21 protein-coding genes, 2 pseudogenes and 1 riboswitch are annotated in these 24,692 nt (G+C 70.3%); of the genes and pseudogenes, 13 read left to right on the top strand and 10 right to left on the bottom strand.

Annotated features, from left to right (window positions below; genetic code table 11):
- Window positions 1-339: 339 nt before the first annotated feature.
- Window positions 340-2,448 (bottom strand): RecQ family ATP-dependent DNA helicase, encoded by a 2,109-nt coding sequence (locus SSMG_RS26470; protein WP_009081059.1) that lies wholly within the window; start codon window positions 2,446-2,448, stop codon window positions 340-342.
- 165 nt (window positions 2,449-2,613) lie between these two features.
- Here SSMG_RS26470 and nadD point away from each other — a divergent pair, with 165 nt between their 5' ends.
- Genes nadD through SSMG_RS26445 form a run of 5 tightly spaced genes read left to right on the top strand, consistent with a single transcriptional unit; the run spans window position 2,614 to window position 5,862 of the window.
- Window positions 2,614-3,213, top strand: a complete 600-nt coding sequence (nadD, locus tag SSMG_RS26465) for a nicotinate-nucleotide adenylyltransferase (protein WP_078560899.1) — start codon at window positions 2,614-2,616, stop codon at window positions 3,211-3,213.
- 44 nt (window positions 3,214-3,257) lie between these two features.
- Window positions 3,258-3,665, top strand: coding sequence for a ribosome silencing factor (gene rsfS, locus SSMG_RS26460; protein WP_009081056.1), 408 nt, complete (start codon window positions 3,258-3,260; stop codon window positions 3,663-3,665).
- Window positions 3,662-4,276 (top strand): histidine phosphatase family protein, encoded by a 615-nt coding sequence (locus SSMG_RS26455; protein WP_009081054.1) that lies wholly within the window; start codon window positions 3,662-3,664, stop codon window positions 4,274-4,276. The genes rsfS and SSMG_RS26455 overlap by 4 nt, the downstream gene beginning before the upstream one ends.
- A 4-nt stretch (window positions 4,277-4,280) precedes the next feature.
- A complete protein-coding gene (octT, locus tag SSMG_RS26450; protein WP_009081052.1) occupies window positions 4,281-5,009 on the top strand; it encodes a diglucosylglycerate octanoyltransferase in 729 nt (242 codons plus the stop codon).
- A gap of 4 nt (window positions 5,010-5,013) precedes the next feature.
- Window positions 5,014-5,862 (top strand): DegV family protein, encoded by an 849-nt coding sequence (locus SSMG_RS26445; protein WP_009081050.1) that lies wholly within the window; start codon window positions 5,014-5,016, stop codon window positions 5,860-5,862.
- Here the strand turns inward: SSMG_RS26445 and SSMG_RS26440 are convergent.
- Window positions 5,855-6,673 carry a DUF3626 domain-containing protein gene (locus SSMG_RS26440; protein ID WP_078560896.1) on the bottom strand — a complete coding sequence of 273 codons (819 nt, stop codon included), beginning with the start codon at window positions 6,671-6,673 and terminating at the stop codon, window positions 5,855-5,857. The two genes, SSMG_RS26445 and SSMG_RS26440, sit on opposite strands and share 8 nt — an antisense overlap.
- A gap of 5 nt (window positions 6,674-6,678) precedes the next feature.
- A pseudogene (locus SSMG_RS46395) lies at window positions 6,679-6,831 on the bottom strand (GNAT family N-acetyltransferase); the annotation flags it as partial.
- Window positions 6,832-7,583: 752 nt separating this feature from the next.
- Here SSMG_RS46395 and SSMG_RS26430 point away from each other — a divergent pair.
- Window positions 7,584-8,351: a ComEA family DNA-binding protein gene (locus SSMG_RS26430; protein WP_234392751.1), complete on the top strand. Its 768-nt coding sequence runs from the start codon at window positions 7,584-7,586 to the stop codon at window positions 8,349-8,351.
- On the top strand, window positions 8,348-10,726 hold the full coding sequence (locus tag SSMG_RS26425) for a ComEC/Rec2 family competence protein (RefSeq protein WP_009081043.1): 2,379 nt from the start codon (window positions 8,348-8,350) through the stop codon (window positions 10,724-10,726). The genes SSMG_RS26430 and SSMG_RS26425 overlap by 4 nt, the downstream gene beginning before the upstream one ends.
- A 24-nt stretch (window positions 10,727-10,750) precedes the next feature.
- Here the strand turns inward: SSMG_RS26425 and thrC are convergent, their stop codons facing one another.
- A complete protein-coding gene (gene thrC / locus SSMG_RS26420; protein ID WP_009081041.1) occupies window positions 10,751-12,016 on the bottom strand; it encodes a threonine synthase in 1,266 nt (421 codons plus the stop codon).
- A 13-nt stretch (window positions 12,017-12,029) separates the two neighbouring features.
- Window positions 12,030-12,163: riboswitch (SAM riboswitch) on the bottom strand.
- 131 nt (window positions 12,164-12,294) lie between these two features.
- On the opposite strand from thrC, the gene holA reads away from it, so the two are divergent.
- Window positions 12,295-13,266 carry a DNA polymerase III subunit delta gene (gene holA / locus SSMG_RS26415; protein ID WP_009081039.1) on the top strand — a complete coding sequence of 324 codons (972 nt, stop codon included), beginning with the start codon at window positions 12,295-12,297 and terminating at the stop codon, window positions 13,264-13,266.
- 488 nt (window positions 13,267-13,754) lie between these two features.
- Here holA and rpsT read toward each other — a convergent pair whose 3' ends face one another.
- Window positions 13,755-14,015 (bottom strand): 30S ribosomal protein S20, encoded by a 261-nt coding sequence (gene rpsT / locus SSMG_RS26410; RefSeq protein WP_009081037.1) that lies wholly within the window; start codon window positions 14,013-14,015, stop codon window positions 13,755-13,757.
- 401 nt (window positions 14,016-14,416) lie between these two features.
- Between rpsT and SSMG_RS26405 the strand changes: the two genes are divergently transcribed.
- Entirely contained in the window at window positions 14,417-15,280 is an 864-nt protein-coding gene (locus SSMG_RS26405) for a DMT family transporter (protein WP_009081035.1), read from the top strand.
- A 22-nt stretch (window positions 15,281-15,302) separates the two neighbouring features.
- Window positions 15,303-15,677: a VOC family protein gene (locus SSMG_RS26400; RefSeq protein WP_009081033.1), complete on the top strand. Its 375-nt coding sequence runs from the start codon at window positions 15,303-15,305 to the stop codon at window positions 15,675-15,677.
- Here SSMG_RS26400 and SSMG_RS26395 read toward each other — a convergent pair.
- Window positions 15,674-16,285, bottom strand: a complete 612-nt coding sequence (locus tag SSMG_RS26395) for a class I SAM-dependent methyltransferase (RefSeq protein ID WP_009081032.1) — start codon at window positions 16,283-16,285, stop codon at window positions 15,674-15,676. The two genes, SSMG_RS26400 and SSMG_RS26395, sit on opposite strands and share 4 nt — an antisense overlap.
- Before the next feature lie 116 nt (window positions 16,286-16,401).
- Here SSMG_RS26395 and lepA point away from each other — a divergent pair.
- Both lepA and SSMG_RS26385 read left to right on the top strand, forming a co-directional pair.
- A pseudogene (gene lepA / locus SSMG_RS26390) lies at window positions 16,402-18,250 on the top strand (translation elongation factor 4).
- Window positions 18,251-18,370: 120 nt separating this feature from the next.
- Window positions 18,371-18,937 (top strand): Uma2 family endonuclease, encoded by a 567-nt coding sequence (locus tag SSMG_RS26385; RefSeq protein ID WP_009081027.1) that lies wholly within the window; start codon window positions 18,371-18,373, stop codon window positions 18,935-18,937.
- Between the two features lie 46 nt (window positions 18,938-18,983).
- Here SSMG_RS26385 and SSMG_RS26380 read toward each other — a convergent pair whose 3' ends face one another.
- Window positions 18,984-19,430, bottom strand: a complete 447-nt coding sequence (locus SSMG_RS26380; protein WP_009081026.1) for a pyridoxamine 5'-phosphate oxidase family protein — start codon at window positions 19,428-19,430, stop codon at window positions 18,984-18,986.
- A gap of 60 nt (window positions 19,431-19,490) precedes the next feature.
- Between SSMG_RS26380 and SSMG_RS26375 the strand changes: the two genes are divergently transcribed.
- Window positions 19,491-20,540 carry a nitronate monooxygenase family protein gene (locus tag SSMG_RS26375; RefSeq protein WP_009081025.1) on the top strand — a complete coding sequence of 350 codons (1,050 nt, stop codon included), beginning with the start codon at window positions 19,491-19,493 and terminating at the stop codon, window positions 20,538-20,540.
- 357 nt (window positions 20,541-20,897) lie between these two features.
- Here the strand turns inward: SSMG_RS26375 and SSMG_RS26370 are convergent, their stop codons facing one another.
- The 3 genes from SSMG_RS26370 to SSMG_RS26360 form a co-directional block, all read right to left on the bottom strand.
- On the bottom strand, window positions 20,898-22,370 hold the full coding sequence (locus SSMG_RS26370; RefSeq protein ID WP_009081024.1) for an amino acid permease: 1,473 nt from the start codon (window positions 22,368-22,370) through the stop codon (window positions 20,898-20,900).
- Between the two features lie 119 nt (window positions 22,371-22,489).
- Window positions 22,490-23,512 (bottom strand): alpha/beta fold hydrolase, encoded by a 1,023-nt coding sequence (locus tag SSMG_RS26365; protein ID WP_009081023.1) that lies wholly within the window; start codon window positions 23,510-23,512, stop codon window positions 22,490-22,492.
- A gap of 162 nt (window positions 23,513-23,674) precedes the next feature.
- Window positions 23,675-24,640, bottom strand: coding sequence for a zinc-binding dehydrogenase (locus SSMG_RS26360; protein ID WP_009081022.1), 966 nt, complete (start codon window positions 24,638-24,640; stop codon window positions 23,675-23,677).
- Between the last annotated feature and the right edge of the window lie 52 nt (window positions 24,641-24,692).

Genomic DNA, 24,692 nt, shown 5'->3' with positions numbered 1-24,692 from the left:
GCGGCGCGACCGGCCGCCGTGCGAAGCGACGCGGGCGGCACCGGACGGTAGCTGGCAGCGCGAGCGGTTGCCGTGCGAAGCGACGCGGGCGGCATCGGACGGGAGCTGGCAGCGCGACCGGCCGCCATGCGAAGCGACGCGGGCGGCGGCCGCCGGAGATTGAGCGGAGGAGCGGTCAGCCACCGCACGATGGCCAGCCGTCGTGTGGTGGCTGATCGGCGACACGGATGCGCAAACCGCTCTGGCCGAGGCCGACCGCCGGGCTGCTTGGCGGAGCGCACTCGCCAGCCGCCGCCCCCGGCCACCAAGCCAACCCGGCCAGCCCGATCCCAGCGCACCTCAAGCAGTAGTCGCCAACGCGAACGGCAACACCCCCTCCGCCCCGGCCTTGCGCAGCAGCCGGGCCGCCAGCGTCATCGTCCAGCCGGTGTCGATCAGGTCGTCCACCAGCAGCACCGGCCCGCGCGTTTGCGCGACGTTCGCCGCCACGTCCTCCGGCAGGCTCAGCCGCCGCCACAGATCGGCCAGTCGCTGGGCGCTGTTCGCTTGCCGCGGCGGCGGTCCGGCCGACGCCAGCTCTCCCAGATAGTCCAGCCGGCCGATCGCCGACAGCCGCAGCGCGAGGCTGTCGACCAATTGCGGACGCGTCGCCGACGGGATCGCCACCACCGCCACCGGGCGTTGCGCCCACTGCCATCCCGCGAGCACCTTCACGCACGCGTCGAACACCGAGTCGGGGACCTCGGCGTCCGGCGCGCCCGGGCCGAGCAGTTCGCGCAACCGGCCGCCCCAGCCCACGTCCGTGAGCCGGCCCAGCGCCTGTCCCGGCTCGGCCTGCTCCTCCGTCTTGATCCGGCCCGACAGCGGCACGTCGAGCCCCTTCATCCCGCTGGGCCACTGCTTGCGCGGCGCCACCTCAACGCCGGGCCGGTCCAGCCGTTCCCGCGTGGCCCCGGCGATTTCCTCGGACACCGCCGTGCTCCAGTGCTCGCCGGTGCAGTTGTCGCACCGGCCGCACGGCGCTGCCTCCGGGTCGTCGAGCTGCCGCCGCAGGTACTCCATCCGGCACCCGGCCGTGCGGATGTACCCGAGCATCGCCTCCTGCTCGGCCGCCCGCGCGACGCCGACGCGTTCGTACCGTTCCCGGTCGTACTCCCACGGCTGCCCGGTGCTTTCCCAGCCGCCGCGCACCCGGCGCACCGCACCGTCCACATCGAGCACTTTCAGCACCATCTCCAGACGGGACCGGGAGAGCTCGACCGACGGCTCCAGCGCGGCTGTCGAAAGTGGACGGTCGGCGTACGCGAGCGCGTTGAGCACCTGCGTGACCCGCAGTTCGTCCGGGAACGCCAGCGACCCGAAGTACGCCCAGATCGCCTTGTCCTCCCGTCCGGGCAGCAGCACCACCTCGGCCCGCTCGACGCCGCGACCGGCGCGGCCGACCTGCTGGTAGTAGGCGATCGGCGACGACGGCGCGCCGAGGTGCACCACGAACCCGAGGTCCGGCTTGTCGAACCCCATGCCGAGCGCCGACGTCGCCACGAGCGCCTTGACCCGGTTCTCCAGCAGGTCGTCCTCCGCGGCCTGGCGGTCGGCCGGATCGGTTTTCCCGGTGTAGGCGGCCACCGGATAGCCGCGATCGGACAGCAGCGCGGTGACGTCGTGCGCGGCGGCGACGGTGAGCGTGTAGATGATGCCCGACCCGGGCAGCTCCGCCAGGTGCTCGGCGAGCCAAGCGAGCCGTGCCTCGTCGCTGGGCAGTTCGGCGACCGCCAGCCGCAGGCTTTCCCGGTCGAGCGGACCGCGCAGCACGAGCGTGTCCGTCTCGCCGCCGATGCCGAGCTGCTCGGCGACGTCCGTGGCCACGCGGTCATTCGCGGTCGCGGTGGTGGCCAGCACCGGCACGCCCTCCGGCAGGTCTCCCAGCAGCGTGCGCAGCCGCCGGTAGTCCGGCCGGAAATCGTGGCCCCAGTCGGAAATGCAGTGCGCCTCGTCCACCACCAGCAGGCCTGCGCTCGCGGTGAGCTTCGGCAGCACGCTGTCGCGGAAGTCCGGGTTGTTCAGCCGTTCCGGACTGACCAGCAGCACGTCCACCTCGCCCGCGGCCACCGACGCCTGGACCTGGTCCCACTCCTGCGCGTTCGCCGAGTTGATCGTGGCCGCGTGGATCCCCGCCCGGGCGGCGGCGGAGATCTGGTTGCGCATCAGGGCGAGCAGCGGCGACACGATGACCGTCGGCCCCGCTCCCTGTTCCCGCAGCAGCGCGGTGGCCAGGAAGTACACGGCCGACTTCCCCCAGCCGGTGCGCTGCACGACGAGCGCGCGCCGGTGGTGCGCGACCAGTGCCTCGATGGCGGTCCACTGGTCCTCTCGGAGGGCGGCGTTGTCTCCGGCGAGCGCGCGGAGGAGGGTCTCCGCGCGGGTCCGTAGAGCTTCGGTGGTGTCCACGTCCCCGGTCTACCCCATGGCCCCGACAATTCCCGAGCCGCCCGGACCCGAACGGACAGTTTCCGGCCGGAAACGCAGAGTTATGTGACTCATGTCACAACAGTAACCTAGGTCGCAGCCGGGACGGGAAGCCCTCGCGTGCCCGCGCGTATAGGCTCACCGGCTATGTCACCACGCCGGATCGGGGTCATGGGCGGCACCTTCGACCCCGTGCACCACGGCCACCTCGTCGCGGCCAGCGAGGTGCAGTCGCGCTTCGCGCTCGACGAGGTCATCTTCGTGCCGACCGGGCAGCCGTGGCAGAAGTCCGGCCGTCGCGTCACCCGCGCCGAGGACCGGTACCTGATGACGGTCATCGCCACCGCGTCCAACCCGGTCTTCTCGGTGAGCCGGGTCGACATCGACCGCGGCGGGCAGACCTACACCGTCGACACGCTGCGGGACCTGCACGAGGAATACCCCGACGACGAGCTGTTCTTCATCACCGGGGCCGACGCCCTCGAACAGATTCTCACCTGGCACAAGGCCGACGAGCTGTTCGACTTCGCGCATTTCATCGGCGTCACCCGCCCCGGCTACCGGCTCAACTCGCACCATCTGCCGAGCGGCAAGGTGAGCCTGGTCGAGGTCACTGCCATGGCCATTTCGTCCACCGGATGCCGCGAACGCGTCGAGCGCGGCGAGCCCGTCTGGTACCTCGTGCCCGACGGCGTTGTGCGCTACATCGCCAAGAAGGACCTCTACCGCAAGGACGCCGAGGCCTGACCGGGTACCCTCGTCCGGGCGTACCCGAAATCTGAAGGAGCACTGTGGCAGCGACGTCCGAGGCACGGGACCTGGCGGTGGCGGCCGCGCACGCGGCGGCGGACAAGCTGGCCAGCGACGTGGTCGTCCTGGACGTGTCCGAGCAGCTCGTGATCACCGACGCGTTCGTGATCGCGTCCGCGGCGAACGAGCGGCAGGTCGGCGCGATCGTCGACAACGTGGAGGAGAAGCTCCGCCTGGAAGGGCACAAGCCGGTGCGGCGCGAAGGCGCGCGCGAGGGCCGCTGGGTGCTGCTCGACTACGTCGACGTCGTCGTGCACGTCCAGCACGCCGACGAGCGCTCGTTCTACGGCCTCGAACGGCTGTGGAAGGACTGCCCGCGGATCGAGGTCGAAGGACTGGCGACGGTCCCCGCCAGCGACGCCGGCGACGCGGACGGTCCGGAGGCGTGAGCCCGCGGCGGCTGCTGCTCTGGCGGCACGGCGAGACGGACTACAACGCCGCCGGCCGCATGCAGGGACACCTCGATTCGGCGCTGACCCCGGTCGGCTGGAACCAGGCGCGCTTCGCCGTGCCCGCGCTCGCGCGGTTCGCGCCGGACCTGGTGATCGCCTCCGACCTGCGCCGCGCCACCGACACCGCGACGGTGCTCACCGACGCGATCGGCGTTCCGCTGCAGATCGACAAGCGGCTGCGCGAGACGCACCTCGGCGAATGGCAGGGCCTCACCGGAGCCGAGGTCGACGAGGGTTATCCCGGCGACCGCGAGCTGTGGCGCGCCAACGCCGCGTGGGCCCCGCCCGGCGGCGAGTCCCGGGTCGAGGTGGCCGAACGTGCCGCCGAGGTGGTCGACGACCTGATGCAGCCGAACTCCGACGCAGGGGAATCGGTCCTGCTCGCCTCGCACGGCGGCCTGATCCTCGCGCTGACGGCGAAGCTGCTCGGCCTTCCGGTCGAGGTCTGGCCGTCGCTCGGCGGGATCATGAACTGCCACTGGGTCGATCTCGGCCACCGCGAGGGGAAGTGGCGGTTGCACGCGTACAACGCGGGCATCACCGGCTGACCCGATGAGCCCGCAGCTGCTCGTCTTCGGCGATTCACTCTGTTTCCACGGCCCCGAGGGCCCTTGCGCGGCCGACGATCCGCGCCTGTGGCCCAACGTCGCCGCGAACGCATTGTCCGGCCGAGCCGACCTCGTCGCGGGCATCGGCTGGACCGCGCGCGATCTGTGGTGGTCGCTCACCGGCGACCCACGCGTGTGGGCGGACCTGCGTCGCGTTGACGCTGTAGTGCTCGCGGTCGGCCACATGGACACACTGCCGTCGCCGTTGCCGACCTATCTGCGTCAGGGACTTCGCTACCTTCGCCCCGACGGCGTGCGTCGCGTTGTACGCGGTGCCTATCTCGCTGCGCAGCCTCGGTTGTCTGTCCTCATGCGAGGACGTCCCCGTGTGCTTCCGGCGCGGCTGAGTGTGAGCTACCTGGACCAGTCCGTCGAAGCGTTGCGCGCGTTGCGACCTGAGTTGCCTGTGTTCGGAATGCTTCCTTCGGTACACCGCGCTGATGCGTACGGGCGCGTACACACAGGACGCGCCGAAGCAGCCGCTGCACTCGCCTCGTGGGCCGCGCGACGCGAAGTGCCGTTGCTCGACACGCCCGGCGTAGTTGGCGAACATGTCTTGAGCGGCGCGGGAAATCCCGACGGCATGCACTGGGGATGGGCCGGGCACGAAGCCGTCGGCACCGCGATGGCGAAACTCGTTGCCCCGCACCTCGGCTCTGGCGACGTAGGCTGACGACGTGTCGGTCGCCGTGGTCACGGACTCCACCGCGCACCTGCCCGAAGGCTTCGCCGAGCGGCACTCGGTGCGGGTGGTGCCCCTGCATGTCCTCGTGGAAGGCGTGTGCTCGCTCGACGGCGTCGAAATGGGTCCCGCCGCGCTCGCGGAAGCGCTGGGGGAGCGCAAGATCGTCACGACTTCCCGGCCCACTCCGGCTGAGTTCGTCACCGAATTCCGCGCCGCACTCGACGCCGGCGCGGACGCGGTCGTGTCCGTGCACCTGTCGCGCGAGTTGTCCGGCACCTGGGAAGCCGCCGTTCTGGCCGCGGAAGAAGTCGGTTCGGACCGGGTCCGCGTCGTCGATTCCCGCACCACAGCGATGGGTTTGGGCTTCGCCGCCCTCCACGCCGCCGACGCTGCCGCTGCCGGAGCCAGCCCGGCGGAAGTCGAAGAGGTCGCGACGAAAGCGGCCGAACGGTCGTCGACGTTGTTCGTGGTCGAGACGTTGGAACACCTGCGCCGCGGCGGCCGCATCGGCTCGGCCGCGGCGTTGCTCGGCACCGCGCTGGCGGTGAAACCGGTGCTGCACATGTCCGACGGGCGGATCCTGCCGCTGGAGAAGGTGCGCACGATGAACCGCGCGATCGGGCGGTTGGTCGAGTTGTCGGTGCAGGCGGCGGGCACCGGACCGGTCGAGCTGGCGGTGCATCATCTCGCCTCGCCGGAGCGGGCCGTCGAATTGGCGAACCGGCTGGAGGAAGTGATTCCGGGCTGCGCCGGGGGATGCGTGGTCTCGGAGATCGGCGCGGTCATCGGCGCGCACACCGGGCCTGGCGTGCTCGGCGTGGTCGTACAGCGAGCTAGCTGAGTTCCTGGTTGCCGAACCGGGCGAGCAGGTGCCAGACGCGCTTGCGATCTTGCTCGTCGTGACCAGCGGCTTTCCCCAGGATGCGCGGGTCGAGCCGTCCGTCCTCGGCGAGTTCGGCACCGAGCGCGGTGAATGCCGGCCCGCGGTAATCGGGTTGTCGAAGCAGTTCTTCAGCGGTGATCCGGAACCCGTCGTGCCATTCGACCGGGCCCAATTTTCGCGCCGCTGTCTCGATTTCCGTCCCTCGATAGGACGGATCGAGAACCAACGCTTCGACGTCCCGCGCCAAGTCCACCTCGCCGTGCACCTGCGCCTCGATGTAGTCCTCCAGAAGATCTTTGCCGTCCGCTTCCGCGATCGCGACCAGTTCGGACAGGTGCTCCTCGACGCCGAAGGACGTCGGCTCGAAAACACTGTCGGGATAACTGAAAGTCGTTCGCGACATAGTGTGCCGGGCGAGTCGCAGATGCGCCGAACCGAACCTCGGCGACCCGCCCGCCTTCCGGCCGCGGAAATTCAGCGACCCGTATTTCGGCCGATGCGCCGGTGCGGCCTCGTCGTAGGCACCGCCGAACAACCGGCTTTCCCAGCGCCAGCGTTCTCCGCCCGGATGCGCGGTCAGCCCACCGTTGCTCACGCCGGTCTCGAACTGCGAGCGGTACCGGCCGTCCCGGGCCATCCGTTCCAGGATCGGCACCCCGCCGACCAGCCGGTCCGGGTGGAAATGCGGCGTGACCCGCCACGACGGATCGGCCCGGTTGCCGGTCGCCAATGCGGCGATGTGGGCGACTGCGCGCTCCCAAGGTTCCATTCGGATCACTGCCCGGCCATGGTGATTGTGCGTTCAAAGTTGACGTATCCGGCGCGCCGGAACGCGTTCGCCATCGGGGCATTGGCGAGGTCTGTTGCCGCCCGGATGCGAGAAACCTCTTGTGCGGCAAGGATTCGAGTGCCCTTGGCGAGTTCGTCGCCTCGGAGCGCGATCCACATCCATTCCAGCCTCCGCCGCCGAGCCGCGAGATCGTCGGCGAGTTCGTGCTCGAGTTGGCAAAAGAGATCGAGTTCGTCCGCCCCGGAGATCGGGCGCAAGGTCAGATCGCTGTGGTCCACGGCGACATGCTCTCGTTCGACGGCTGGCTACCAGGTCTAGCGGATGCCCGGCGGCGGGCGCGAACGCTTTTCGATGACCGGTACCGCAGGCCAAACCCGCCAGTATGACCGCGTATCCCGACTGATTCGGGCGCGTCACCGGCGATGACGGCCGAGTTGTCCCCAAGGGGCGGGTTGTCCACAGATCGCGCGGAACCCTCTCGCCGCCGGGCCGGCCGACGCCTAGCGTCGATCGTGTGTTCGAGCAGTCCGCCCGAGATCAGGGCACTCCCGTCAACGTCAGGCTCACCTGGCTGGCCGACCAGCTGGCCGCGATCCCGCATGCCGCCGGCCCCGGCGGCCGGTCGGCACGCCGCTGGCCGCCCCTCGGCCGGGCGGTGCGCGACCGGCGGCCGAGTGCGGAGGATTCGCTGCCCACGGTCGCCGACAGTCGCCTGCTGGCAGACGTAGGCGGCACGCACGCTGGGCTGTCTGCAGTTGCCGACAGCTCGCCGCTCCCGGACAGCCGATCGGGGCTCGACGCCGCTCGTGCGCCGGTGCTGCGGACGCGGGGCCGCACAGCTCGATTGTCTGCACCTGCCAACAGTTCGCCGGTCCCGGAGGGCCCATCGGTGCCCGACGCGGCTGGTACGCCGTTGTTGCGGCCACCAGACCGCACCGCCCGATTGTCCGCACTCGCCGACAACCCAGCCCCACCGGAAAATCAGCTGACCGCCGGAAAACTGGTCCGCAGCTGGCTGCCCGAACACACCGAACACCGCCTGACCCGTCGCTGGCTCCCCGGCTCAACCGGCCTGCCCGGCTTCCTGGGCCGGAGAGGAATGATCTTCGCCCTCGCTTTGCTGGCAACTGCCGCCGTCATCGCCGGAGGGCTGGCAATCTTCGGCCGCTCACCCGCGGCTGAGATCGCCCCGCCCCTCCCGACCGCTCGCGCGCAAGTGCCGCACGCGTCGAAAGCCAACGAGAACCTGGTAATCAGCGTGGTCGGCCACGTGCGTTCGCCCGGCCTCGTCACGGTGCCGTCAGGTTCGCGCGTCGCCGACGCCCTGCGCGCAGCCGGTGGCGCCAACCCAGGCGTCGACCTGACGACACTCAACCTCGCCCGCAAACTCACCGACGGCGAGCAACTGGCAGTCGGTGTCCCAGCCGCCCAAGCGGCACCGGTCGGCTCAAGCGCGGCGGCCAGCAAGATCGACCTGAACTCCGCGACCGCCGAACAACTCGACAGCCTCCCGGGCGTCGGCGAGGTCACCGCCCGGCGCATCACCGACTGGCGCACCCAACACGGCGGATTTTCGAGCGTCGAACAACTCCGCGACGTCGACGGCATCGGTGAGAGCAAATTCGAAAAGCTGCGCGAGCAGGTGACCGTCAGATGAAGCTGGAAACCGAAGAAAAGTCGCGGCGGGACCACGATTTCCGTCTCGTCCCCGCTGCCGTCGCCGGATGGGCGGCCACGCTCGCCGGACTGCAACTCGGCTGGTGGGTCGCGACCGCGATCGGAGCAGTAGCAGCGATCGGTGCCGTGGTCCTGCTAGCGCGCGGCCGCGCCAGATACCTCGGTGCCGGGGGAGCCCTCCTACTCGTAGGGCTCGTTGCCGCAGTGCCCACCGCTTTGCGCATCCACGACGCAGCAGCCGACCCGTTGGCAGCCGCAGCCACGCATGCCGTAACAGCGACGCTGCGAGTCGAGATCAGCGAACGTCCACGCCCGATTCACCAAGCTGGCTACGCCGATCAGCAGGCAGGCACTCGCTCAGTGGCGATTCCGGCACAGGTCACCAGGGCCACAGTGGACGGTCAGCCGGTCGCATCGACCGGCCGGGTCCTGTTGCTGGCCCCAGTCACCGGATGGAGCGGCCTGCTGCCCGGCCAGGAAGTAACGACGTCCGGTCGCCTCATGCCCGCCCGCGGCGGCGAACTGACCGCCGCAGTCCTCTCCGTCCGTGCCGCGCCAGTCGATATCGGGCCAGCGCCATGGTGGCAGCGCGCCGCCTCGGCACTGCGGAACAGCCTGCACTCGCTCTGCGCGATCCTCCCGGAGGAACCAGCGGGACTCCTGCCCGGACTGGTGCTGGGCGACACGACTGCGTTGCCCCAACGGGTCGAAGCGGAATTCAAGGCCTCCGGACTCACCCATCTGATGGCGGTGAGCGGTGGGAACCTCGTCATCATCGGCGGAGCTGTTCTGCTGCTGTGCCGATTGGTCCGAGCGGGCCCGAGGTTTTCCGCGACGGCGGCCGGAGCCTGTCTGATGGGATTCCTCGTCCTGGTGGGCCCCGAACCGAGTGTGGTGCGAGCAGGCGTCATGGGCGGCATCGGGTTGCTCGCGCTGGCCCTCGGACGGCGTGGTTCAGCATTGCCCGCATTGGCCTTCGCGGTGTGTGTCCTGGTGGCATGGGATCCGACGATGGCGGGGAATTTCGGTTTCGCGCTCTCGGTTCTCGCGACGGCAGGACTCGTGCTACTCGCGCCGCGCTGGGCAGATTCGTTGGTACGAAAGGGAGTCCCACCTGGTTACGCCGAAGGCCTCGCGGTGCCGCTGGCCGCGTTCGTGGTCACCGCGCCAGTCATCGCCGGGATGGCGGGCACGGTCAGCCTCGTCTCGGTGGTCACCAATGTCCTTGCGGCACCGGTCGTCGCGCCGGTCACGGTGCTGGGAGTGCTGGCAACCGTCGTCGGACCGTGGTGGCCGGGTGCGGGTCACCTGCTGATTCATGCCGCAGAGCCGGAAGCCCAATGGCTGATCACCGTCGCGCGGCACGGAGCAAGGGCGCCGGGCGCGGCGCTGTCCTGGCCCGGCGGTTGGTGGGGCGGATTGTGCGCGGCTGCCTTGCTGGTCGTAGTCGTGGTGGCGGCGCGGTTTCGGCGGCTCCGGCTGCTGGTGGCGATCGGGCTGGTCCTCGTGCTGCTGACGGTCGTGCCGGCCAAAGTCCTGGCACCTGGCTGGCCGCCGGACGGCTGGGCGATGGTGGAATGCGATGTCGGGCAAGGAGATGCGGTCGTCCTGGCCACCGCCGAGCCCGGTCGCGCCGTGGTCGTCGACACCGGGCCGGAGCCGGGGCCGGTCGACGAATGCCTGCGGAGGCTGGGCGTCGAACGGGTGCCGTTGCTCGTGCTGAGCCACCTGCACGCGGATCACATCGGCGGTCTCGCCTCGGTATTCGACGGGCGAGCCGTCGGCGCGATCGCGGTCGGACCAGGGCGCGCGCCCGCGTGGGCGTGGCAGTCGGTCTCCGGCGAGGCGCGGCGTCGGGGTGTGCCGCTGGTGCAGTTGAGCGAAGGGCAGCGGCTGGAATGGCCGGGGCTGTCGCTGGACGTACTAGGTCCGCGCTACGCCACCACGCGGTCACCAGCGTTGCAGGACGGCACGATGATCAACAACAGTTCGGTCGTCCTGCGCGCGGACACCGGCGCCGGCCGGGTCCTGCTGACCGGAGACGTCGAACTTGCCGCACAGGCGGATCTGCTCGCCGAGGGCGTCGACCTGCGGGCTGACGTGTTGAAGGTGCCGCACCACGGTTCGAGGTATTCGCTGCCGCAGTTCCTCGCGGCGGTGCGGCCGCGCACGGCGCTGATCAGTGTCGGCGCGGGCAACGGATACGGGCATCCGAGCAAGTCCACAGTGGACGTTCTCGGGACGATGGGAGTGCTGGTCACCCGGACCGACGTCGACGGCGACACCGCCGTTGTGCCCGAGGGAAGCGGGCCGGCGGTCGCGCGCCGGGGCGAGCCGCGGGGTCCGCCGCGGTAGCGCGACGGACCCCGGGCCGGTGCGTCAGTAGCCGAGCGCCTTGGCGACGGCTTCGGCGGACGGCGGCACGGTGGCCTTCGGGCCGAGGTGGTTCTCGACCGCGTCGAGGGTCTTGAGGCCGTCGCCGGTGATGAGGAGGACGGTTTCGGCGTCCGGGTCGAGCTTGCCGGTTTCGACGAGCTTCTTCGCGGTCGCCACGGTGACGCCGCCGGCCGTCTCGGTGAAGATGCCTTCGGTGCGCGCGAGCAGCCGGATGCCTTCGACGACCTCTTCGTCGGTGACGTCCTCGATCGCGCCGCCGGTGCGGTTGACCACGTCGAGCACGTACGGGCCGTCGGCCGGGTTGCCGATCGCGAGCGAGCGGGCGATGGTGTCCGGCTTGACCGGCTGGACCACGTCGTGGCCGTTGCGGTACGCGGTGGAGACCGGCGAGCAGCCGGTGGCCTGCGCGCCGAACACCTTGTACGGGCTGGCGTCCACGAGGCCGAGCTGGCCGAGTTCGCGGAAACCCTTGTCCACCTTGGTGAGCTGGGAACCGGAGGCGATCGGGACGACGATCTGCTCGGGGATGCGCCAGCCGAGCTGCTCGGCGACCTCGTAGGCGAGCGTTTTCGAGCCCTCGGAGTAGTACGGGCGGACGTTGACGTTCACGAACGCCCACTTCGGGTGCTCGGCGGCCAGCTCGGTGGCGAGCCGGTTCACGTCGTCGTAGTTGCCGTCGACCGCGATCAGGTCGCCGTCGTAGACGGCGGTGGTGAGGATCTTCGCGCGCTCGAGGTTCTTCGGGATCAGCACGACCGACCGCCAGCCGGCGCGCGCCGCGGCGGCGGCGGTCGCGTTGGCCAGGTTGCCGGTCGAGGGACACGCGAGGACCTCGAAGCCGAACTCGCGGGCGGCCGCGAGCGCGACGGCGACCACGCGGTCCTTGAACGAGTGCGTCGGGTTGCCGGTGTCGTCCTTGACCCACAGGCTCTTGAGGCCGAGCTCCTTCGCGAGCCGGTCGGCGCGCACGAGCCGGGTACAGCCGGGTTCGGTGTTCGGAGTCTCCTCGACGGTCGAGGGGACAGGGAGGAGTTTCTTGTAACGCCAGATGTTGCGCGGGCCCGCCTCGATGTCCTCGCGGCGGACGCGGCCGAAGTCGTAGGCGACCTCGAGCGGCGAGAAGTCTTCGACGGAGACGAATTCCGGAGCGAGCGGCTGCCGGTGCCCTTCTTCCTTCGACACCAGTTCGACGGCCGGACCGAGGTCGATCGTCTTGTTGGCGGAGGTGGCGCTGAGGGCTGCAGTCATCGCGAGGTTCCTTTCCTCATCTGCCCCGCCGAAGCGGGCCGGAATTGGCACCGTGGTCGTCAGCTACCCCGCGATCGCGGGATGACAGGCTGCACGCCGGTTGCCGGGGCTTCGTCGGGCCGTTCCCTCTGCCCCTCTGGATGAGCGGTATTCGGTTGTCGGAGCGCCGCAGGGCGCGTCCTCGGCTACACCGTACGACATCCCGATCAGCTCGTGCCACGGAGGCGGGCCACATCACCGGAGCGGACGGCCCGGCGGCCGGGTGAGAAGATGGCCGGGTGACCACCGCACCCGCGCCGCTGCACCTCGTCACGGGCGAGGAAGAACTGCTCATCGAACGGGCTGTGCGAGCGTCCCTCGACGCGGCCAGGGCCGCGGACCCGACGGCGGACCTCACGCGGACGCGGGTGTCCGATCTCACACCGCCGGCGCTGGCCGAGCTGGTGAGCCCGTCGCTGTTCGCCGAGGGGCGCGTGATCGTGCTGGAGTCGGCCCAGGACATCTCGCAGGAGCTGTCCGACGCGGTCCTCGCGTACGTGAAGGCGCCGGCCGACGGCATCGTCCTCGTGGTCGTGCACAGCGGCGGCGGGCGGAGCAAGGCCGCCAAGGCGCTGCCGGGCGCGTTGAAAAAAGCGGGCGCGGAGATCACCGAATGCCCGAAGCTGACCAAGCCCGCCGAGCGCGAGGCGTTCGTCCGCAACGAGGTGCGCCGCGCGGGCGGCAAGATCGACGGCGCGGGCCTGATGGCGCTGCTCGACTCGGTCGGCTCGGACCTGCGCGAACTGTCCTCGGCGGCGACCCAGCTGGTCGCCGACACCGGGGGAGTCGTCGACGAGCAGGCGGTCCGCCGCTACCACACCGGACGCGCCGACGTGACCGGCTTCGCGGTCGCGGAGAAGGCCGTCGCGGGCGACCGGGCCGCTGCGATGGAGTCGCTGCAGTGGGCGATGCAGCTGGGCGTCCCGCACGTCCTGGTGGCCGACGCCCTCGCCGACGCGGTCCGCACGATCGCTCGTGTGTCCGCAGCCGGGCGCGGCAACCCGAACCAGATGGCGGGCGAGCTGGGCATGCCGCCCTGGAAGATCCGCAAGGCGCAAGGCCAGTCCCGCGGCTGGGGCCAGGACGGCCTGGCCACCGCGATGCGCGTCGTGGCGCGGCTGAACGCCGAGGTCAAGGGCGCGGCGGCCGACGCGAACTACGCCCTGCAGCGCGCGGTCCTCGACGTGGTCGCGGCCAAGGGAGACCGCTGAACTCCAGGCGGGACCGCCTTGGCGGAGTTGTCGTGGTGACGCTGTCGGGGCTTTGCGGTTGCGGCCGAGGGATGCCGCTGCTTCTCGGGTGACGGGATCACTTGGCGGGAGTCGCAGCGGGGGAGCCGGTGAACGCTGTCGGCGCTCGGCGGTTGCGGCCGAGGGGCACCGCTGCTTCTCGGGTGACGGCAGCACCTCGCGGGAGTCGTCGGGAAGCCCGTGAATGCCGCTGGGATTCTGTGTTTGCGGCCGAGGGCATCGCTATCCCTCGGCTGACGGATCACCTGGTGGGAGTCGTCGGGAAGACCACGAATGCCGCCGCGACTCTGCCTCTCGGCCGAGGGTGCCGATGTCCCTCAGCTGCCGGGAGCGCCTCGGCGGGACCCGTCGGCAAGCCGGTGAACCGCCGGATCCGCGGCGGCCGCGCCCCCCGGGACACGGAAAAGGCCCGGCAGCCGAAGCCGCCGGGCCTTCCGGAAAGACTGCGCTCAGAGCTGGTTCGCGCGCTTCGCGAGAGCCGACTTCTTGTTCGCGGCCTGGTTGGCGTGGATGACGCCCTTGGTGACGGCCTTGTCGAGCTTGCGAGCGGCGTCGCGCTGCAGTTCGAGGGCCTTGTCCTTGTCACCGGCTTCGGCGGCCTCGCGGAACTTGCGGATCGCGGTCTTCACCGAGGACCGGATCGCCAGGTTGCGCTGCCGCGCCTTCTCGTTCGTCGTGATGCGCTTGACCTGCGACTTGATGTTGGCCATGGAGGCGTTCCTCTTTCACTCGGTGAAGGTCGCTGCCGCGTTCGTGTGGCTCCGGACCAGCCCCGAGGGACTGCCGGGTTTCCTCCCTGACGGAATGCCGCACGGCAACAGTCGAAAATCTTAACAGCCCTGCTCGCGGCGCTGGCGAGGGCCCCGCAGCGCGCGACCGCCCGGCATCCCGGCGCCGGCTCGGTTACGGTGGGCTTCGGTAGTGCCTAGGGTTCCGTCGCCTGCCCGTGGCCCCCGAGGCGGGGCGCGAAGACCGCGAAGACAACGAGGGCGGGCGGGCCTGGTCCGAGCGGCACCTTCGGCGGGACACCGAGCCCCGCCGTTCATCTGACGGGACAAAAGCCTGGAGGACCCGGTCTTCGGCGTGCGCCGAAAACCTGAAAGGGTCGCAGATGAACACCACCGCCCTCGCCATGGTCCTCGTCGCCGCGGTCGTGCACGCCGCGTGGAACCTCGCCGCCAAACGGGTTTCCGGCGGCGGTCCGCGCTTCGTCTGGCTGTACTACACGGTTTCGGCGGCGGCGATGCTCCCGGCGATCGCGGTCGCGCTGGCCGTCGAACCGGAACGTCCACAGTGGACTTGGCTGTTCGCCGCGCTGGGCACCGCGGTGCTGCACGTGGTCTACGGGATCGTGCTGCAGCGCGGCTACGAGGTCGGCGACCTGTCGATCGTCTACCCGCTGGCCCGCGGCACCGGACCGCTGGTGTCGGTGCTCGTGGCCGTCCTCGTCCTGGGGGAGCGGCCCGGCGTGCTCGGGCTGGTCGGGGCCTTCCTCGTCGTCTCGGGCGTCCTGGTGATCAGTCTCGGCGGCAGCACCGGCGACGCGAAGGCCCGTCGCGCCGGGGTGTTCTACGGCGTCGCCACTGGAACGGTCATCGCGGCGTACACGCTGTGGGACGCGCACTCGGTCACGTCGCTCGGCGTGCCTCCGCTCGTGTACTTCGGCGGTGGTGCGATTGGACAGAGCATCCTGCTGGCGCCGACCGCTGCCCGCGGCCGGTCCGAGATCAAGCAGCTGTGGCGGGACCACCGGCGCGAGGTGCTGATCGTCGGGCTGGCCTCGCCCGCCGGATACCTGCTGGTCCTGTACGCCCTGCGGATCGCGCCGGTCAGCCTGGTGGCTCCGGCGCGCGAGTTGTCGATCGTCTTCGGCGGCGTCGCTGCCTGGCTCGTGCTCCGCGAACGCAACGCCGTCCGCAGGCTGGCCGGATCGCTGGTGGTGCTGGCCGGGATCGCCGCGATTGCGGTCGCTTGAGCCGCTCGGGTAGGCAGGAGCCATGGACGTACTGAGCAGCCGGGTGCTGATCCACCCCCGCGACCACGAGGTGTCCACCGCGTTCTACCGCGACGCGCTCGGCCTCGCGATCGAGCGCGAATTCCCTGGCGGAACGCGGTTTTTCGCCGGGGGCGGGTCGATCGAGGTGGTCGGCACGGGCGAGGCCGGGCCCGGCCCGGACGTCAATCTCTTCCTGCAGGTCCGCGATCTCCCGGCGACCCTGGCCGAACTGGCCGGACGCGGGGTCGAACCGGTGCGCGAGGCCCGGCGCGAACCGTGGGGCACCGACGAGGCGTGGATCGCCGACCCGGACGGGCTGCGGATCGTGCTCGTCGAGGTCCCGGAGGACCATCCGCTGCGCCGCGACCAGCGCTAGCCCGGTTTCACGGCCCGCAGCTGGGCGGCGAGCGCGGCGAACCCGGGCGGGTCCCAGGTCCAGGTCTGCAGGTCGGTGAATCCCGCTGCGGCGGCCTCGTCGGCCAGCTCGTGCCGGGTGACCGGAAGCCACTTCTCGTGTGCCGAGAGCAGCAGCCGTCCGCCTGGCCGCAGCACTCGGAACAGTTCGGCGAATGCAGCCGGGCGGTCCTCCCAGAACTGGACGTTGTTGACGGTCAGCACGACGTCCGCGGACGCGTCCTCGCAGCCGGTCCGGGCCGCGTCGCCCGCGCGCACCTCGGCGCGGTCGCCGCAACGGTCCGTGCAGAGGGCGCGCATCTGCGGGGAGGGTTCGACGCCGATGACCTCGCCGGCGAGTTTGCTCGCCGCGTCGAGGCCGACCCCGGGTCCGGGTCCGATGACGAGGACAGTTTCGTCGGGTTCGAGGCGGGCCAGGTCGACGACGCGGTGCTCGGTCGCGGCGTTGCCGGCCGCCATCAGCTTGCCGCCGAGCCTGCCCAGCAGCCCGCTGGGGTGGCCGAACGCCCGGTCGAGCGCGGCCTCGAGGACGCCGGGGCCGGGCGGCGAGGGGGAGGGTGAACTGGTCATGCTTCGAGGTCATCACGAGACGCGCGGGGCCGCATCGGGGATGACCCCCACCCGCACCCGGAGGTCCATGGGACGATGGGGTACGGACATCCCCCACCATCCCGAGGACAGCCCGAGTGACAGCGCCCAAGACGTTCGCCGACACCACCTTCACGCCGCCGGAGTTGATCCGCAACTTCTGCATCATCGCCCACATCGACCACGGCAAGTCGACGCTGGCGGACCGGATGCTGCAGCTCACCGGCGTCGTCGAGGAGCGAGCCATGCGCGCGCAGTACCTCGACCGCATGGACATCGAGCGGGAACGCGGCATCACGATCAAGGCCCAGAACGTCCGGCTGCCCTGGCAGGTGGACGGCAAGGACCACGTCCTGCACCTGATCGACACGCCCGGCCACGTGGACTTCACCTACGAGGTCTCGCGCGCGCTCGAGGCGTGCGAGGGCGCGATCCTGCTGGTCGACGCCGCGCAGGGGATCGAGGCGCAGACGCTCGCGAACCTGTACCTCGCGCTCGAGAACGACCTGCACATCATCCCGGTGCTGAACAAGATCGACCTGCCCTCGGCGGACCCGGAGAAGTACGCGGCGGAGATCGCGCACATCATCGGCTGCGAGCCCTCGGACGTGCTGCGCGTGTCGGCGAAGACCGGCATGGGCGTGACCGAGCTGCTGGACGAATGCGTGCGCCAGGTCCCGCCGCCGGTCGGCGACGCGGACGCGCCCGCCCGCGCGATGATCTTCGACTCGGTCTACGACACCTACCGCGGCGTCGTCACCTACATCCGCGTGGTGGACGGCAAGATCACGCCGCGCGAGAAGATCAAGATGATGTCCACCGGCGCGACGCACGAGCTGCTCGAGGTCGGGATCATCTCGCCGGAGCCGAAGGCCAGCAAGGGACTCGGCGTCGGCGAGGTCGGCTACCTGATCACCGGCGTGAAGGACGTGCGCCAGTCGAAGGTCGGCGACACGGTGACGTCCGAGCGCAACGGCGCGAAGGAGGCGCTGGCCGGCTACCGCGACCCGAAGCCGATGGTGTTCTCCGGGCTGTACCCGGTGGACGGCTCGGACTACCCGGAGCTGCGCGAGGCGCTGGAGAAGCTGCAGCTCAACGACGCCGCGCTGACCTATGAGCCGGAAACGTCGGTGGCGCTGGGCTCGGCTCCGCTGCGGCTTCCTCGGCCTGCTGCACCTGGAGATCACCCGCGACCGGCTGGAGCGCGAGTTCGGCCTGGACCTGATCTCGACCGCGCCGAACGTGGTGTACCGCGTGGTGCTGGAGGACCGCAGCGAGGTGATCGTCACGAACCCGTCGGACTGGCCGAGCGGGCTCAAGATCGCCGAGGTGCACGAGCCGGTGTCGAAGGTGAGCATCCTCGCGCCGTCGGAGTTCGTGGGCACGATCATGGAACTGTGCCAGGCGAAGCGCGGCACCCTGCTGGGCATGGACTACCTGTCCGAGGACCGCGTCGAACTGCGCTACACGATCCCGCTGGCGGAGATCATCTTCGACTTCTTCGACACGCTGAAGTCGCGCACGCGCGGCTACGCGTCGCTGGACTACGAGGAGTCCGGCGAGCAGGTGGCGGACCTGGTGAAGGTCGACATCCTGCTGCAGGGCGAGACGGTGGACGCGTTCTCCGCGATCGTGCACAAGGACGCTGCTTATACCTATGGAAACCGCATGGCGACGCGCCTGCGGGAACTGATTCCGCGCCAGCAGTTCGAGGTCCCGATCCAGGCGGCGATCGGCTCGCGCATCATCGCGCGCGAAACGATCCGCGCCATCCGCAAGGACGTCCTGGCGAAGTGCTACGGCGGCGACATCTCGCGGAAGCGGAAACTGCTGGAGAAGCAGAAGGAAGGCAAGAAGCGCATGAAGACCGTCGGCCGGGTGGAGGTGCCGCAGGAAGCGTTCGTCGCGGCACTGTCCACTGAGGACAACGGGAAGAACAAGAAGTAGGCCCGCTTTCGGGTGAACGGCGGCTCCGGGTTTCCGGGGCCGCCGTTTTTTGTCGGTGGCGGCTGGTGTTCTCAATTGCGGACAGGGAGTCTCTGGCGCGAACAGGGAAAGGAGAGCACCATGACGGTCATGACGGAAATCCAGAATCCTCCCGGGTCGGGGCCCATGACGGTGCACGACCTCGAGGGGATGCCGCAGGATGGCCGCCGTTACGAACTCATCGACGGAGTGCTGCTCGTGACTCCGGCGCCCGGATACCGCCATCAGAAGATCGGATACCGGCTCTACCACGTGCTGGAGGAGGCGTGCCCGCCCGAGTTCGACGTCCTCGGCGCGCCGTTCGCCGTGCACGTCGGCGACCGGATGGAGCTGCAACCGGATGTCCTGGTCGGCCGCAGCGAAGACTTCACCGCCAAGGATCTGCCGGTGCCGCCCGTGCTCGCCGTCGAGATTCTGTCGCCGAGCACGTCGATCCACGACCTGAACACCAAGAAAGCGGTCTATGAACGGCTGCGGGTGCCGAGTTACTGGGTGATCGACCCGGCGGCGCCTGAGCTGACTGTGTTCGAACTGGACGAGGACGCCTTGTACCAGCAGGTCGCGAAGGCCGGGGGAGCCGAGGTCTTCGAAGCGCGACAGCCGTTCCCGGTCCGGGTGGTGCCCAAGGCGCTTGTCGAGAGGGGCTGAACGGAGCGGGCCGAACTCCGCGCGTCCGGCACGCGCCGCTGGCGGATCAACCGTTCCCGATGATCCGGCCCACCTCCACGAACACCGCGGCCCGGCGTTCGGCGGCCATCACCCGGTCGTACTCCGCCCAGTCGTCGTGGGTTCCGGTGGCGGCTCGGAACACCTCGCGCAGCAGGGGCGGGAGACCGTCGGCGGGGAAGGACGGGTCGGGGTCGTCCGGGCCGATCAGGCGGACCGGGCCGGTCACCGACAGCCAGCGCCAGCCGCGGCGGAACGTCACGGTCGCGTGGCCGTTGCGGCGCAGCAGCGTGAGCTTGTGCGCGCCGCCGACGGCGACGAAGCCTACGCTCGGCTTGCCGGTCACCGGGTCGTCCAGGATGCCCGCGTTCACCACGGACGCGTGCACGGTGCCGTCGGCGCGGGTCGTGGCCACGGTGGCCAGGCCGTTCTCCTCCACCGTCAGCGCGCGGAGCTGTTCCAGGGTTGCCGTCATGCTGTTCTGCAACGCGGCGGCGACCCGGCACATTTCCGGTGCGGCGCTACGCTCGGGGACATGTTCGATGATCTCGAGTTCCCGGTGATCGCGGCGCCGATGGCGGGCGGCCCGACGACTCCGCAACTGGTCGGCGCCGTCACGAACGCGGGCGGGTTCGGCTTCCTCGCTGCCGGCTACCTCAGCCCGGAGACGCTGGACGCCCAGATCGCGCACGCCGCCGACCTCACCGGCGGGCGGTTCGGCGTCAACCTGTTCGTCCCCGGCGGCCGGTCGGTGGCCGACCTCGGCGCGCACCGCGAACGGTTGCTCGCCGAAGCCGTGCGCTACGGCGTCGAACTCGGCGACCCGGTCTGGGACGACGACGAGTACCCGGCGAAACTCGACCTCGTCGTGCGGCACCGGGTTCCGGTGGTGTCGTTCACCTTCGGCGCGCCGACGTCCGCCGAAGTGCAGCGGATCCACGAGGCGGGCGGCAAGGTCGCGGTCACCGTCACGAATCCGGAGGAAGCCGACCTCGCCGCCGCGCGCGGAGCCGACGCTCTCGTCGTGCAGGGCTTCGAAGCCGGCGGCCACCGCGGCGTGTTCACCGACGACTCGGGCAACCCGGCCGGCGGCGAGGAGTACGGCCTGCTCGCGCTGCTGCGGTTGCTCGGCGCGCGCACGAGCCTGCCGTTGATCGCGGCCGGAGGACTGATCAACGGCGCGGACATCGCGGCGGTCCTGGCCGCCGGCGCGTCGGCGGCGCAACTGGGGACGGCGTTCCTGCTCGCGACCGAGGCAGGCACCGGCGACACCCAACGCCGCGCGCTCGCCGAAGCCGGCCGGCCGACGGCGTTCACGCGCGCCTTCAGCGGACGCCCGGCGCGGGGCATGGTGAACCGCGTCCTGAGCGACCTCTCCTCACACGCGCCCTCCGCGTACCCGCAACTGCACCACCTGAGCAAACCGGTCCGCGCGGCGGCCGCCAAAGCCGGGGACCCGGAAGCGATGTCGCTGTGGGCCGGGCAGACGTACCCGCTCGCCAGCGACGGCTCAGCGGCCTCGATCGTCGCCCGCCTGCGCACGGAGGCGAAGGCAGCAGCGGAACGGCTCGACCGGCTGCGCTGAGGCTTTCGCTTCGGTGAGGCAAGGCCGCGACGGCTCGACTGGTTGCGTTGGCTTCTTCGCTGTGGCGAGGGCTGGGCCGCCGGGTTTGCGTCGTTGCGTTGCCTTCTCCGTTTTGGCGAGGGCTGGGCCGCGATGGCTTGATCGGCTGCGCTGAACACCCTGGGTGGCGAGGCGGCTAGACCCGTTGCGGCGGCCCGTTACGGCGAAGGGCACGGACATGGCCTCGGCCGGTCGCTGTGTTCTGGCTGCGCGGCGGAACTGCTGGCTGCGCTGAAGTTCCGCCGCGTCAGCAGAGCAAAAGAAGCGGGGGACGCCAGCCAAAGGCGTCCCCCGCAACAAACAACCCAGCCGAAGCGATCAGTCCGAAGTGGACTCGACCCCTCCGGAATCATGGTCGCCGCGTTCCATGGCGGAGTGGCGTTTGCCGTAGGCGAAGTAGATCCCCATGCCGATCACGAACCAGATCGCGAAGCGCAGCCACGTTTCCGGCTTCAGGAACGTGATCAGCCAGACCGAGAACACGACTCCGATGATCGGGACCACCGGCATGCCCGGCGTCTTGAACGTGCGCGGCAGTTCGGGGCGCTTGTAGCGCAGCACGATCACCGCGATGCAGACGACCACGAAGGCCAGCAGGATGCCGATGTTCGTCAGTTCCGCGGCCTCTCCGATGGGGAGCACGCCGGCGATCAAGGCCGAAGCGACGCCCAGGATCCACGTGATGCGCGACGGGACCTTGCGCACCGGATGGGTCTTCGAGAACCACTTCGGCAGCAGGCCGTCTCGGCTCATCGAGTAGCCCACTCGGGTCGCGCCCAGCAGGAAGGTGAACAGGACCGTCAGGATGCCGATGATCGCGCCTACCGCGATGATCGCGCCCAGCCAGCCGAGTCCGACCTTCGCGAAGGCGCTCGAGAACGCGGCTTCCGGGTTGATGTCGGTGTACTTCACCATGCCGGTCAGGACCAGGCAGGCCAGCACGTACAGCACCATCGAGATCGCCAGCGAGTAGATGATCGCCTTCGGCATGTGCTTCTGCGAGTCCTGCGATTCCTCGGCCGCGGTAGACATCGCGTCGTAGCCGAAGACGGCGAAGAAGACCGTTGCCGCGCCGGTGAACGCGCCGCTCAGGCCGAACGGGAAGAAGTTGCTGTAGTTGCCGCTCTGGATGTGGAAGGCGCCGACCACGATCACCAGGACCACGAGTGCGACCTTCAAATACACCAGCAGCGTTTCGAAGCGCGCCGCGTTTTTCATGCCCTGGTTGAGAATGAAGGCGATCAGCAGGCAGAGCAGCACCGCGAACAGGTTGATCTTGTACGACCCCGGTTCGACGCCCGCCGGTTCCGTCCCGGGCGCGCCGGACATCCAGTGCGGCAGCGAGATGTGCAGGAAGCCCAGCAGATCGTTGAAGTAGCCGGAAATCCCGATCGCCACCACGGACACGATCGCGGTGTACTCCAGCAGCAGGTCCCAGCCGATGAACCAGCCGACGATCTCGCCGAGCACCGCGTACCCGTAGGTGTAGGCCGAGCCCGCGCGCGGGATGAGGCCGGCGAACTCCGCGTAGGAGAACGCGGCCGCGGCGCTCGCGATGCCCGCGATCAGGAACGAGATCAGCACGGCCGGGCCCGCGGTCTTGTTCGCGACCGCGCCGGCGAGCGAGAAGATGCCCGCGCCGATGATGCCGCCGACGCCGATCGCGGTCAGCTGCCGCAGGCCGAGCGTGCGCTGCAGGCCGCTTTCGCCTGCCTGCTCGATGGTTTCGATCGGCTTCCGCCGGAAGATCCCGGACCCGGAGCCCAGGTTAGGGCCGCGCGGAGCTGACATCGACGTCTCCTCAGACTGGTGGTTCGCCGGACCCGGGTTCCGGGCCCTGGCAGGGCACCGTACCCGGAGGCGCCCCGCCTGTCACCGACTCCGGAGTGTGACTATCTCGGCGGCGCGGGTCACCCGGTCGCCGAGTCGTCCTCGACGGCGTTGACCGTGGGCGCCGGGCGGGCGGCGGAGCGGACCGCGCCCGCGGCGAAGAACGTCAGCAGCTCCGCGACCTCGGCCGGGTCGTCCAGTTGCGGGCAGTGGCCCCAGTCTTCGCGGACGACGAGCCTGCTGTGCGGCACCAGGGTGTGCAGCTTCCGCCCGGATGCGGCCGTCACCAGCTTGTCCTTGCCGCACGCGACCGCGAGCAGCGGGATCTTGATCAGGTCGAGCCGGTACGCGTCGGCCAGCTCCGCGACGAGCTGGCGGGCCTGTTCGAGCCGGGACGTCGTGGCCCGGTAGTCGGGGAACAGCGTGGTGAACCGCCGGACCTGGCCCGCGTCGGCGTGCTTCGAGTCGGCGTAGAGGATCCGCGGCACGAGCTGTTCGGCGACCGCGCGGACCAGGAAACCCGGCACTGGCAACGGAAGCGAGGAGTACAGCCGGAGCGGAAGCGGGTTGCGGCCGACCGTGCGCACCAGCCACGAGTCGACGAAACCGGGCGCGGCGATCGAGACGACGCCCGCGGTCGGCAGCCGGTGGTTCTGCGCCGCGCGCAGGCTCATCGTGCCGCCGAGCGAGTTGCCCGCGAGCACCACTGGACCGAGCACGGCCTGTTCGCGCACCACGGCGGCGGTGAACGCGTCGAGCTGCGGCAGCATCGGTCCGGGACGCAACGGCTGCGCGTCGCCGAAGCCGGGAAGGTCGACGGCGATCGCGGCGATCCCCGCGGCGGCTAATTCTCCGAGTACCGGACGCCACGTGTCGGCACTGTCGCAATACCCGTGGAGCAACACGAGCCGGGGGGCGCGGGGTTTCTCCCCGCCCTTGCGGCGCGTGCGCTTCGGTGCGGGCGCCTCGGCGACGGACGGCCCGACCTCGAGCACGCGCGTGCGGATCCCGGCGAAGCGCCGGAACGACTCCCGGACGGGCGCCGGGTCGCTGGGGTGCCGGCCGCCCCGGTCGGCGGGTGCGGGCCGCTGCGTCGCGGTCATGTTCTCCAGGTTAACCGCCCAAGGTCGACTTCTGGTGGAACTTCGGGGGTCACTATCTGATTGCGAAGCCGGGGTGTTGACGATTCACTGGAGAACGGGTAAAAGCGCTGGCCCGGGCGCAGGCGAACAGCAAAAGCCCAGGCCAGCGCGGTGCGATCAGGATCAGCGGGTGAAAACGATCTTGCCCGCGGTGTCCCCGGCGGCCATCGCGGCGAATCCCGCGGGGGCCTCCGCAAGGGGGAGCTCGGCGCCGATCTGCGGCTTGATGCCCTTCAGGTCGAGGTAGGCGAGCAGGTCGGCCAGCTCGTCGCGGGTGCCCATGGTCGAGCCGACGACCCGCAGCTGCAGGAAGAACACGCGCTGCAGGTCGGCCGACGGGTCGGGGCCGCTGGTCGAACCGGACACGACGACCACGCCGCCCGGCTTCAGCGACTTGAGCGTGTGGCCCCAGGTGGCCTTGCCGACGGTCTCGAACACCGCGTCCACCCGCTCGGGCAGCCGCGCGCCGGACTCGAACGTCTGGTGCGCGCCGACGCTCTCGGCCAGCGCGCGCTTCTCCTCGGTGCGCCCGGTGACCCACACCCGGAACCCGGCCGCGCGGCCGAGCGCGATCAGCGCGGTCGACACGCCGCCGGACGCGCCCTGCACGAGCATCGTCTGACCCGGCCGCAGCTCCGACTTCACGAACAGCATCCGGTACGCGGTGAGCCACGCGGTGCCCATCGTCGCGCCCTCGGCGAAGCTCAGGCCGGCCGGCTTCGGCACCGCGTTGCGGGCCGGGACCACGACCTGGTCGGCGAACGTGCCCTGGTGCTTCTCGGTGAGCAGCGTGCGCTTCGGGTCGAGCGTGTCGTCGCCCTGCCAGCCCGGCGCGTTGATCACCGAATGCAGCACGACCTCGGTGCCGTCGTCGAGCGTTCCCGCTCCGTCGCAGCCGAGGATCATCGGGAACTGGTCTGCCTTGATGCCGACGCCGCGCAAGGTCCACAGGTCGTGCATGTTCAGGCTGGCGGCTTTCACGTGCACCCGGACCCAGCCGTCGGGCACCTCGGGTTCCGGCCGCTCGCCGACGACCAGCGAATCGAGCGGGGACTCGGCGTTGGGTTCCTGCGCGTATACGGCGAACATGGCAGCAACCTACCTCCCCTGCCCGGCCCGGCGCAGGCGAGCGCGCGTAGGC

Source organism: Streptomyces sp. AA4 (assembly GCF_000158875.1).
Taxonomy (GTDB): Bacteria; Actinomycetota; Actinomycetes; order Mycobacteriales; family Pseudonocardiaceae; genus Amycolatopsis.
The sequence above is the reverse complement of the archived record's forward strand: the minus strand, read 5'-3'. Positions and strand labels throughout refer to the sequence as shown.